7 protein-coding genes are annotated in these 12,127 nt (G+C 71.5%); 3 read left to right on the forward strand and 4 right to left on the reverse strand.

The features are described from left to right. Positions 1-58: 58 nt before the first annotated feature. Both AC6CCG_RS25965 and AC6CCG_RS25970 read left to right on the forward strand, forming a co-directional pair. Positions 59-1,675 carry a stealth family protein gene (locus AC6CCG_RS25965; RefSeq protein ID WP_496657650.1) on the forward strand — a complete coding sequence of 539 codons (1,617 nt, stop codon included), beginning with the start codon at positions 59-61 and terminating at the stop codon, positions 1,673-1,675. Positions 1,676-1,699: 24 nt separating this feature from the next. Next, positions 1,700-2,467: a class I SAM-dependent methyltransferase gene (locus AC6CCG_RS25970; RefSeq protein ID WP_496657651.1), complete on the forward strand. Its 768-nt coding sequence runs from the start codon at positions 1,700-1,702 to the stop codon at positions 2,465-2,467. A gap of 493 nt (positions 2,468-2,960) precedes the next feature. Here AC6CCG_RS25970 and AC6CCG_RS25975 read toward each other — a convergent pair whose 3' ends face one another. From AC6CCG_RS25975 to AC6CCG_RS25990, 4 genes are read right to left on the reverse strand one after another with little or no spacing between them, the layout of a single operon-like run. After that, complete coding sequence (locus AC6CCG_RS25975; RefSeq protein ID WP_496657652.1) at positions 2,961-4,673, reverse strand: glycosyltransferase; 1,713 nt, start codon at positions 4,671-4,673, stop codon at positions 2,961-2,963. A 31-nt stretch (positions 4,674-4,704) separates the two neighbouring features. After that, positions 4,705-5,805: a glycosyltransferase family 61 protein gene (locus AC6CCG_RS25980; RefSeq protein ID WP_496657653.1), complete on the reverse strand. Its 1,101-nt coding sequence runs from the start codon at positions 5,803-5,805 to the stop codon at positions 4,705-4,707. Beyond that, complete coding sequence (locus AC6CCG_RS25985) at positions 5,802-7,472, reverse strand: stealth family protein (protein ID WP_496657654.1); 1,671 nt, start codon at positions 7,470-7,472, stop codon at positions 5,802-5,804. The genes AC6CCG_RS25980 and AC6CCG_RS25985 overlap by 4 nt, the downstream gene beginning before the upstream one ends. Then, positions 7,472-9,178 carry a hypothetical protein gene (locus tag AC6CCG_RS25990; protein WP_496657655.1) on the reverse strand — a complete coding sequence of 569 codons (1,707 nt, stop codon included), beginning with the start codon at positions 9,176-9,178 and terminating at the stop codon, positions 7,472-7,474. The genes AC6CCG_RS25985 and AC6CCG_RS25990 overlap by 1 nt, the downstream gene beginning before the upstream one ends. 161 nt (positions 9,179-9,339) lie before the next feature. Here AC6CCG_RS25990 and AC6CCG_RS25995 point away from each other — a divergent pair, with 161 nt between their 5' ends. Next, positions 9,340-12,123 (forward strand): bifunctional glycosyltransferase/CDP-glycerol:glycerophosphate glycerophosphotransferase, encoded by a 2,784-nt coding sequence (locus tag AC6CCG_RS25995; RefSeq protein ID WP_496657656.1) that lies wholly within the window; start codon positions 9,340-9,342, stop codon positions 12,121-12,123. The last annotated feature ends 4 nt before the right edge of the window (positions 12,124-12,127 follow it).

Genomic DNA, 12,127 nt, shown 5'->3' on the forward strand with positions numbered 1-12,127 from the left:
ACACTGCGATGATCGGGCGATGACGGGTGCGTGAACGGTGCGGAAGGAGCGGCGACCGGTGTCCCAGCTGAGTCGGCTGCTGGCCGAGGTGCGGACCCAGCGGGTCTACCCGACCGCCTACCGCGCGGTACGCAAGCTGCACCGCCGCGTGATGGACGGCGAGCTGTTCACCGCGCCCCGGGCGACGCCGGCCGAGATCGAGGTGGTCTCCGGGCCGCGCCGGGAGGCGTTCTGGACCGCGCTGGTGGACGGACTGACCGAGCGCGGGATTCCGTACACGAGCGGGGGCAGCGATCGCGAATGGCGGCACCGGCTGCACCTGCGGGACCAGGACGCGGACGCCCTGCTGGCGCTGCTGGAGCAGATCGCGCCGGACCGGCCGGTGCTGTTCCAGGAAGGTCACCAGCCACACCTGCCGCTGACCATGATCACGAAGAGCTTCCGGCGGCGCCGGTTCAACCGGTTCGACCTGTGGCTGCTCGAGCAGTCCACCGGGGCACCCGGGGCGAAGCGGCCCGAGGGCCTGTTCACGGTGATCGAGATCGACTTCTGGGGCTCCCCGGAGCGGTCCTTCCGGGCCGAGCCGTACGCGGTGGCGCCACGGCCCAACGAGGTCGCGACCTCGATGCGGTGGCGCGAGCTGGACCAGGTCCTCGGCGTGACGGACCCGGCGACCCGGGCATCCGACCTGGCCGCCGTCGACCCGCTGCCCGACCTGCACGCCCGCGACTTCCCGATCGACATCGTCTACACCTGGGTCGATGATCAGGACCCGAACTGGCGGATGATCAAGAACGAGCACCTGCCGGACGGTTCCAAGATTACCGTCGGCGAGGGCCGGGCCGATCATGCCGAGCGGTTCCGGAACCGGGACGAGCTGCGCTACTCGCTGCGGTCGATCGAGATGTTCGCGCCGTTCGTCCGGCACATCTACCTGGTCACCATGGACCAGACGCCGGCCTGGCTGAATCTTGATCATCCGAAGCTGACCGTGGTCTCGCACTCCGACATCTACGCCGATCGGGCCGCGCTGCCGACGTTCAACTCGAGCTCGATCGAGACCCAGTTGCACCACATCGACGGTCTGGCCGAGCACTTCCTGTACTTCAACGACGACGTGTTCCTGGGCCGGCCGTGCTCCTGGCGGGACTTCTTCTGGGCCGGCGGGGCGACCAAGTTCTTCCCGGCCAACCACGCCGTCTCGGCCAACCTGATCCATGATCAGGCCGAGGAGTACCTGATCGCCGACCGCAACGCGATCCGGCTGCTCGAGGCCGAGTTCGGCAAGACGGTGCACCAGGGGATGATGCACACGCCGCACCCGGCCCGGCGTTCCGTGCTCTACGAGCTGGAGGAGAAGTACCGCGAGCAGTTCGCCGCCTGTGCCGCGAGCCGGTTCCGGTCCCGGCAGGACCTGCGCCCGATCGCGTTCTTCGGCCACCACTACGGCTTCGCCACCGGCCGGGCCATGCCGGCCGGGATCGGCAACCGCTACCTGGCGCTGTGGAAGCCGCAGATCGCCGCCCAACTCGCCGGCGTGCTGCGGACCCGCCGGTACCCGACCTTCTGCATCAACGACGTCGGCGTCACCGACGACCGCGAGGAGGAGGTCGACCAGCTGGTCGGCGCCTTCCTGGAGAGCTACTTCCCGCTGCCGTCTTCCTTCGAGCGATGAAGCTGATCAAGGAGAACCCCGCCCATGCACTACCTGTCGTTCCTGGCTGACCTGCACCAGCGGCTGCACCCGGAGACGTACCTGGAGATCGGGGTCCGCAGCGGCACCAGCCTCGCGCTGGCCCGGTGCCGGGCGGTCGGGATCGACCCGGACTACGCGATCACCGCCGAACTCGATCACTCGGTCGCCCTGTTCCGTACCTCGAGCGACGACTACTTCGCCCGGCCGGACCCGCTGCGGCCGACCGGCGGGCAGCGGATCGACCTGGCCTTCATCGACGGGCTGCACCTGTTCGAGTTCGCCCTGCGCGACTTCATGAACGTGGAGCGGCACGCCACGCCGCACTCGCTGATCGTGCTGGACGACATCCTGCCGAAGACGCCGGAGGCGGCGTCCCGGAACCTGCAGCGCGGCTCCTGGACCGGCGACGTCTACCCGATCCTGGCCGTCCTGGAACGCTACCGGCCGGACCTGATCGTGGTCCCGGTGGCGACCCGCCCGACCGGGCTGCTGCTGGTGTTCGGCCTGGACCCGGCCGACACCACGCTTCATGATCATTACGACGAGATCGTCGCCGAGTACCGCAGGCCGGACCCGCAGCCGGTGCCGCAGGAACTGATGGACCGCTTCGGCGTCTTCCCACCGCACCGGGTCCTCGAGTCCGACGTGCTGGACCTGCTGGCCGCTGTCGATCGCACCCTGCCCGCCGCCGAGGTACGCGAGCAGTTGGCGGAGCGGGTCCGCCGCGAGTGGGGCATCCAGTTCGCCCACGAGCCCGCCACCACCCGCTGACCCGACCCGTCCCGCCTCCCCCCGGGTGCGGCGTAGTCGACAATCCCACCTGATGTCTCCTGAGCGGCGTGGGTTTGTCGACAACCTCACCTTGGGCCGGGGCACGAAGGGTCGCCACGGGTAGCGCCTCAGGATCACCGGCGCGTCACTTCGCTGCCCGCCCTCGGCTCCGGGACCGCGGCCCCTGATCTGACACAGCCCCGCGACACCCGCGGCGCATCGTCCCAGACGTGCACCACCCGGGGGCCGGCGAGTGGACCCCTTGGGCAGCCATGCCGCACGGATCCGGGCCCATTCCGTCCACTCAGCGCCCAGCGCGCGATCGGCCGCGTGGTGGGCTGACCGTGGCTGCGCGGAGCCGGAGCCGGGTACGGTGACTGCGCGACTCGCCGGGCCTGTGCGGACGTTGCCCCCGAACCCTCCACCCGCATCGACCGGTCACTTCCGCGGCGACACGCCGCAGAATCGCCTGCTCTCGTGACCGGTCGGCGGGTCAGGCGGGGACGATGATCATGGCGCCGGCGTGCTCGATCCGCAGGGTCAGGCCGGTCGGGGTGGGGCGACCCTCGCCGAAGGTCATCGAGATCGGGTAGTCGCCGGACAGACCGCTGGCGAAGCACTCGACCCGTGACCCGTCCGGGCCGCCGGACAGCCGGGCCGGGAAGCTCAGCCGGCCGAACCGGACCGCGCCCTGCAGGACCGTCTGCCGGTCCGCGCGCACCTCGGGCAGGGTGATCGTCAGTCGCGAGCCGGCCGGCGTCTCGACCAGTTCGGTGTGCTCCGGCCGCAGCCCGGACAGCCCGCTCGAGGTCGTACCGCCGACGTCGAAGTGCAGCGTTTCGTCGGTGCCGCCGACGACGGCGATCAGCCGGTGGTCCAGGATCGCGGAGGGTGTGCCGGCCAGCGGCACCGGCAGCACGGGTGCGGTGTCGAGGGTGAGGCCGGGCAGGTAGCACGCGACCTGCCAGGTGCCGCCGGGCAGCGGCCCGCCGTGGTGCAGCCGGTCCGGGTCGAGCCGGGCCCGGGCGGTGAACCGCAGGCCGGGCCGGTCCGCCTCGGCGTCGATCGACCAGAAGCCCTCGGTCGGGACACAGTGCAGCGGTGCGGTGAGCCGGTTCCGGACCCCGAGGATGATCTTGGTCTCGGCGATCATCCGCTGGTACGCGGCGTTGCGCAGGTCCAGCGACGCCGGCGTCTCGATCCGGCCGGTCAGCTCGACCTGGAGCGCACCGTCGACCCACTGCGCGGCCCCGGACTCGGCGACCGCGCGCAGACCGCTGAAGCCGGCCAGCACCCGGGCGGCCTCGGCCCAGCGACCCTCCCGGAGATCGTCGACGACCAGCCGGGGGACCGGCGCCAGCAGCGGATCGAGCTCGGCCGGGCAGTTGATCCGGACGGCGTCCTGGACCACCGGCCGCAGTTTCTCGTCGGCCGGCAGGCCGAGCCAGTGCACCGCGACCGCAGCCTCGGCGGCGAGGAAGACGGCCCGTGCGCTCGCGTCCGCGGTTCGCTCCAACGCCCCGGCGACGTCCTCCCACCACTGCGCCCGGCTCGGCTCGGCGTCGCGGATCGGGTACGCCGCCGCGAGGCCGTGGCCGCGCGCCAACGGGTAGCCGGCGAACACGCCGACGGCTTCGGTACGGGCCAGGCACTCGGCGTGGAAGGTCCGGTCCAGCAGCCCGAGACCGGTCCGGTAGCGGAGGCTGTGCCGGTCCAGGAATTGCCGCCGGTACGCGACGAACGGATGACTGGTCGCGGCCAGCCGGAGCTGCGGGTCGAGCCGCGGCACGTCGGCGGTGGTCAGCGTCTGGTCGATCGACGGCCGGGCCGGCCCGACCCCGCGGCCGACGGTCAGGTCGCAGCCGTGCTCCGCGGCGAACGCCGTGAGCTTCTCCAGGGCCGCCGGGAACAGCAGCTCGCCCTGGCCGAGCGGCAGCACGAAGGTGCCCTCGGCAAGATCGATCCCGTGGTTGACCGCGTCGGCCAGGGCGCTGCCGGCGGGCAGCGTCGCCACCGTGACGTTGGGCCGGCGCCGCCGGAGGTGCTCGAGCCGGTCCAACGTCGGCCGGTCCGAGCCGTGGTCGACGAGCACCAGCTCGAAGGCGGCCGCCGGCAGCGTCTGTTCGTCGACCGAGTCGACCAGCCGGTTGATCGCGTCGCCCGGGTCCTTGACCGGGACGACCAGGCTGATCACGGGGTTGGGCATCGTTGCCTGTCCTTTCGGCGCAGCGAGCGCATCACGGGGTGAACCAGGGGTCGGCGAGCGCCTGGCGGAGCAGCTCCGGGTCGAGCGACCAGGGCGCCTTGGTCCGCCGGCCGCGTTCGGCGGGGTCGACCGGATCCCCGAAGACGTAGCCGAGGTGGTAGCGGCCCTGCGCGAGCAGGAGGTCGATCACCGTGAACCAGCCGGTCGAGCCGAGGATCAGCACGTTCGCCCCGGGCCGGGCGAAGACCGCGTTGTGCATCCCGGAGCCGCCGGGGCCGATCAGGTGGGTGGCCCGGTGGAAGACGGCGAGTTGATCGGGGATCGAGTGCTCCTGGGCGTGGAACACGTCGTAGCCGGCCTCGGCCGCGATCTTCTCCAGCTCGAGTTCGTTGACCAGCGGGCGTTCGTCGATCCGGCTCCGCGACACGTACACGCGCGGTCCGGGCAGCCCCGGCCGGGCGTCGGAGCGCAGTCCGCCGATCCGGTCGATCACCCGGCCGACGACCGGATGCACGTACCGCCGGGCGAGCACGGCGGGGGAGGCGACGAGGAGCCGGGCGCACCGGAGCGGGCCGGTGATCGGCACGATCCGATGTTCCGGGACGCCGAGCCGGGCCAGCACCTCGAGCACGTACGGGCGCAGCTGGATCGACGTCGCGAAGCGCAGGTCGTCGCGGTCCAGCAGATCCAGCGCCCAGGTCTGCAGCCACACCTCGAGCAGATGGTGGCCGTAGATGTCGGGGAATTCACAATCGAGATAGAAGACCGAACCGTCGACCCGCCGTTCGTCGCGCTGGTGGAATCTCCCGCGTGGCTGATAAACGCGATCACCGACGAGATTGAGACCGAAATGGCGTTGCCGTGGCGTCTTCTTGAACGACTGCGACAACACCTGCCGACAGGTCCCGTCGAGAATGACGTGCCGCGGCAGCAGCACGACGTCGTGGAGTTCGTCGACCCTCAGATCCGGGTACGCATTCGCGCTCGGCAGGTCCGTGTCGGCGGGCGGGAATTCGGCCCGGCCGAACAGGCGCGGCAAGTCGAACGGCCGCCGCGGCAGCCGGCGGATGATCTCCACCGGGGTGCTCGCGGCCGCCGCCCGGCCGTCGGCGTAGGCGAGTTCGCCGATCATGAACCGTCCTTCTCGAACGAGGAGCGCTGCGGGAAATACCGTTGCAGCCAACGGGGAATCCACTGCCGACGCTCCGCGCTGGTCTCCACCGTGTCGTTGATGCAGAAGGTGTCGGTGTCGCGCTCCCGGAGCAGTTGGTCCATCCGTGCCTCGGTGTCCGGACGGGACACGTCGAAGTAGCCGTACCGGATCGAACCGGGCACCGCCCGCTCGGTGAAGAAGGCGTAATAGTGGTACAGCCAGGAATTGACCTCGAAGTCGTCGGCGGATCGGAACGGGCTGCCGGAATTCTGCCGGAACACGTCCGGGTATCGCCGTTCGAGCTCGTACAGAACGCTGCGTCGTTGGGCATTCGGTACGTGATAGAACGCCCGGGTCGGCATTCGGCCGAATTCGGACCGGAGCAGTTCCGCCGCATTCCGCCGGGCGCCTTCGTGGGCCGATCCGGACAGGTCCAGGCCGGTCGGCAGGGTGGACTTGGACAGATGGAACTGGGTGACGCCGTTGGCGAGGAAGAAGAGGTTCGGCGAGGTGAGCCGGCCGAAGAACAGGTCGTCGTTGAGATAGAGGTAGTGCTCGCTGAGGCCCTCGATGTGGTGCAGATTGGCGCCGATGGCATGCGAGTTGAACGTCGGCAGCCGGGAGCCGGACGGGAAGATGTCGCGGTGGTCGACCACGGTGACCCGCGGATGATCTTGGTCCAGCCAGGCCGGCACCTGGGCGTCGGTGACCAGGTAGACGTGCCGGATCCACGGCGCGAACAGTTCCAGCGAACGGAACGAGTAGCGCAGCTCGCCGTTGTCGCTGAAGCGGGCGGCCGCCTCCGCCGGGTCCTCGGCCGGCGCCGCGGAGTCCGGCTCCCGCGCCCGCAGCTTGCGTTCCTGCCAGGCCGGGTCGGACCCGTCGACCCAGAGGTAGACCGCGTCGATCGGGAAGGCGGGGTCGAACAGATGCCCGGTGGACAGCGGCGCGTAGCTGCGGACCGGCCGGTCGCCGGTCTCGATCCGGACGACGCGCTGCGCCTCGGCGCCCAGGTACTCGGTCGCGTGGTTGTGGTTCGGCGCGCTGAGCCCGCCGTCGGCGTCCCGGGCCCAGCGCTCGACGATGCAGCCGTGCCCGCGCAGCCACGGCGTCGCTGACTTGCCGGCGGCCAGCGGCACGAACACCTCGACCCACGGCTGTTCCCGGAGCGCGCGCCGGATCCGCGGGTCGGAGGTGAGCTCGGACCAGCGGCGCTGCTCGCCGCCGCCGGCCACCGCCCGCACCCCGACGTAGATCGGCTCGGCCGTGCCGCGCTCGATGATCCGGTCGACGAACCGGTGCCAGTGCTCCTCGGCGATGCCGACCCGGTGCCGGGACCCGACCGGCTCCGGGATCGCGAAGTGGTCCAGGTCGAGCTCTTCGCAGACGTCCAGCACCAGGTCGCGATTGAGCCGGTCGGCGTCGGTCGGGCCGATCCCCGGCACCGTCCGGATCAGGTAGAGCCGGCCCTGGCGCCGCTCCAGCCGAACCCCTGGCGCCGCGGACACGGCCGGGTGCAGCCGCCGGTAGTTCTCCCGCTCCAACCGGTCCACCGTACGGAAGGCGAGCCGCGACCGCTTCCGTACCGCGGCGGCGAGGGAGGGGCGTGGCAGTTCGGGCAGATAGACGTCGTCGCCGGTCGTCATCAGTTCCAGGTCCTCCGCGGTGTCACGGGCTGCTCGGCGTACAGCTCGTGCCGGGCCGGTGCCGGCAGCCAGCGGGACAGCGCAGCGCGGACGACGGCCGCGGTCGCCGGGTCGCCGTACGCGCCGTTGCCGAGGGTGGTCACCTCCACGTGCCGGTCGCGGAGGACGTTCCGCAGCCGGGCCCGGACATTGCCCCGGGTCGCCTCGACGAACTCGGCGCGGACCCGGCCCGGCGCGGCCCGGCCCGTGAAGTGGGCGTAGTAGTGGTGCAACCAGATGGTGATCTCGTAGTCCGCGGCGGTCCGGACCTGGCTGTACCAGTTGTGCTTGAACAACTCGGGGAACCGGCCCTGCAGCTCGAGCAGCAGGTCCCGGCGCTGCGGGATCGGGCCCGGCGCGAAGGCCTGGGTTGGGCGGCGGCCGAAGGACTGCTCGAGCAGGTCGGCGACGTTGCGCCGGACGGCCACGTCGATCGGTGCGGCGGCGGGGTCGACCAGCGGCAGCGTGGCCCGGTCGAAGCCGAGCTTGAGCAGGCCGTTGGCGTGGAAGAAGTGGTCCGGCGGCAGCGGCTTGTTGATCATGGTGCCGGGCTCGATCACCAGGTAGTGGTCGGCCAGGCCGTCCAGGTGGTGCAGCGACGACCGGACCGCCTCCGGATTGAACGTCGGCAGCGCGCCGCGCGGCTCCAGCAGCTCGGCGACCTCGGTGGTCCGGACCAGGGCGGCCGACGGGTCCAGCCAGGCCGGGAACTGCCCGTCGGTGACCAGATGGACGGTGCGGACCCAGGACAGATGGTGCGCCACCGACCGCAGCGTGAAGCGGAGCAGCGCCGGGTCGCCGATCGGGGTGGGGACGAGCGCGTCCCGCGGGGCCGGCGCAGCCTCGGGGTCGCCGTCCGTGGTGCCGGCGAGGTGCCGGGCCCGGCGGGCCAGCCAGGTCGGATCGGTGTCGTCGATCCACGGCACGACGACGTCGATCGGGAAGTCGACGGTCAACGCGTTGGGCTCGGCGAAGGCGGCCAGCGTCGTCACCGTACGGCCGCGGTCCTCGACCGTGACCGGGCTGCGGCCGGCCGGCCCGACCGCCTGGGTGACCCGGTTGACCACCGGTGCTCGCAGCACGCCGTCCCTGTCCTCGGTCCAGCGCTCGATCAGGCAGCCGTACGGGCGGCCGAGGCGGATCGTCGACTCCGGCAGCGCGTACTGGACGAAGACGAGCACCCGGTGCGCGGTCAGCAGCCCGGCCCGGGCGTCCGGGTCAGCGGTCGGCGCCGCCGGCGTACGGCGCTCGTCGTCGGACCACGACTCGAGGTAGAGCGGCGCCGTGAGCCCGGTCTCGGCGATCGCCTCGGCGAGCCGGCCCCAGTCGGCGTCGGCCACCGCGATCCGGCCGGACGCCTCGGAGCGGTCGACCAGGGCGAAATAACCGATCCCGGCCCGCTCGCAGAGGTCGATCACCAGGTCCCGGTTGCGCCGGTACGCGTCCCGGGTGTCCAGGTCGGGCACGTCCTGGACCAGTTGCCAGCCGCCGCGGACGGCCACCACCCGAACGCCGGCGGGCAGGTGCCGGGCGACGGGGTTGGTCGCGACGAACCGGTCCAGGGCGGCGGCTGATTCCGGTGTACGGTGCGCGGCGCCGCGAGCGGTCAGCTTGCCGAGCAGCCGCGAGGACGTCCGTCGCACTCGGGCGGTCAGCCGCTTCCTCACTCCAGCTCTCCCTCGTGGTCGTCGCTGGAGAATTGTTACCGATGGTCGCGGCCTCGACAACCTGTCGTCACCGTGACGTCACCCGCCGGGTCCTTGCTGGTCAGCGCGGCGTGTCGCGGCCCGCGGGCAGCCCCGGACCCCGCTGCTCTACACTCAGGCGGATGGTCGAGCGCGCGGACGTCTCGTTGATCATTCCGTGCTACAACGTCGCGGACTATCTGCCGGAGTTCCTGAAGTCCCTGTCAGAGCAGGATTTCCGCGACCGCGCCACGGAGTTGATCTTCGTCGACGACGGCTCGACGGACCACGGTGCGGCCCTGATCGAGGACTGGATCGATGATCATTCCGACGTCCCGGCGCGGCTGATCCGGCAGCCCAACGGCGGCCTCGCGGCGGCCCGGAACGCGGGACTCGCGGTGGCCCGCGGCCGCTGGGTGAGTTTCCCGGATCCGGACGACGTGCTGGGGGAGGACTATCTGACCCGGCTGCTCGGCTTCCTCCGGTCGCCGGCGGCCGACGGCGTCGCCCTGGTCTGTGCCCGGGTCCTGATCTTGGACGACACGACCGGCGAACTGACCGACACGCACCCGCTGCGATTCCGGTTCGGTGACGGAACCCGGCCAGAGCTGGTGTCGGCCCTGGAGCGGCCGGACCGGATCCACCTGCAGGCCGCGTCGGCCTGCTACCGGCTGGACCGGCTGCGGTCGGCCGGGCTGGAGTTCGACGGCCGGGTCCGGCCGAACTACGAGGACGGCCAGCTGACCGCTCGCTACCTGTGGACCGAGGCGGAGCCGGTGATCGCCTTCCTGCCGGCCGCCGAGTACCGCTACCGGCGCCGGGCGGACGGCAGCTCGCTGGTGCAGACGTCCTGGCGGCAGGCCGGGCGCTACACCGATGTGATCGAGTACGGCTACCTGACGGTGGTTCGGGAGCTCGCCGCGCGGCACGGCTCGGTGCCCCGGTGGGCCCAGCTGCAGGTGCTGTACGACCTCTTCTTCACCTTCCGCGAGGACGAGCGGCTGCACGCGGCCAGCGGCCGGCTGGACGCCGCGATCACCGAGCGCTTCCACGCCCTGGTCGGCCGGCTCCGCCCCTATCTGGACGACTGGCTGATCGACGGGTACGAGCTCACCTGGACCTCGGACCGGATGCGCCAGGCGCTGCTGCACGGTTACCGCCCGGAGCCGTACCGGCCGGACGAGGTACGGATCCAGCGGCTGGACGCCGAGCGACGGATGGGCCTGATCCGCTATTACTTCACCGGCCCGGAGCCGGCCGAGGAAATCCGCTACGACGGCCGTCCGATCGAGCCGCGGCATGCCAAGACGCGCGCGGTCCGCTATCTCGACCGGCCGCTGCTCTGGGAACGGCTGATCTGGGTGCCGCTGCTCGGCGAACTCGAGTTCAGCCTGGACGGCCGGCCCCGGCCGATCCGGCTCGGCCCGCCGGACCGCAACCGCTACGCCACCGACCCGGACCAGCTCCGGCAGCGGCTGGCCAAGGCCGCCCAGCAGGCACCCTTGGCCCCGCCGGCCCCCGAGCCGGTCGACCGGCCGGCCGAGGCGATCAAGCTCGCCAAGCGGTTGGCCCGGCTGGCCATCGATCCGCTGAGTGCCATGATCAAGGGCAGCCTCGATCCATCGAAGGGCAAGCCGGAACGTTCCCTGAGCTTGTCGAAGGGCAAGGCACCTTCCGACCCCGTCCTTCGCCCGGCACAGGACTCGGCGGACGCGATGAAGCGACGGGCGATGTCCGAGGAGGCGGTCGCCCGCTACGGGGAGTGCTGGCTGTTCGTCGACCGCGACGTCCAGGCCCAGGACAATGCGGAACACTTGTATCGATACGTCCGTACCGAGCGGCCGGAGATCAACGCCTGGTTCGTGTTGCGAGCCGACAGTCCCGACTGGGACCGGCTCCGGGCGGACGGGTTCCGGCTGATCGACTTCGGCTCCGACGAGCACACGCTCGCGCTGCTGAACTGCCGGCACCTGCTGTCCTCGCAGGCCGACCACTATGTCTCCCGCCCGCTCGACACGGCGGTCTACGGCAAGCCGCGCTGGCGGTTCACCTTCCTGCAGCACGGCGTGATGCAGGACGACCTGTCCCGGTGGCTGAACAGCAAGCCGATCCAGACCTTCGTGACCTCGGCCCGGCCGGAGTTCGCGGCGATCACCGGCGACGGCACGGCCTGGAACTTCACCTCCAAGGAGGTGCGGCTGACCGGGATGCCGCGGCACGACGCGCTGCTCGCCAAGGCCGAGCGCAGCACCGACCGGCCGGCGTTGGTGATCATGCCGACCTGGCGCCGCTGGCTGCTCGGCCCGGACACCGAGGACGGCAACGATCGTCCTTCCATGACAGGGTTCTGGGACACCGAGTACGCCCGCCGGTGGACCGAGCTGGTGACCGATCCCGGGCTCGCCGAGATCGCCCGCGCGGCGGGCACGCCGATCGTCTTCGTACCGCATCCGAACCTGCGCCGGTACTTCACCGGCGTGGTGCCGTGGCCGGACCGGGTCGAGGTGTACGACTACGCCGGCGACGACCTGCAGGACGTGATCGCCCGGGCCGCGCTGCTGATCACCGACTACTCCTCGATCTCGGCCGAGGCGGCCTACCTGGAGCGGCCGGTGCTGCACTACCAGTTCGACCGGGACGCCTTCTACGGCGGCGATCACCTGGGCCGCAGCGGCGGCCAGGTGCCGGACGCGCTGCGGTTCGGGCCGGTGCTGAACACGGCCGCCGACGTGGTGGCGGCGGTCCGGGCCACGGCCGGCCGCGGCTTCGTCGCCGAACCGACGTACCTGGACCGGATGCGGGCGGCGTTCCCGCACCGGGACGGCGGCTGCTGCGAACGGGTGGTCGAGGCGGTCCGGGCCAGCCGCCGACCGGCCGCCGACGACGAGATCTTCAGACCGGCCCCCGCGGAAGGTGAGGTAGCGTGACGCT

It is taken from the genome of Microlunatus sp. YIM B11417, assembly GCF_059617205.1.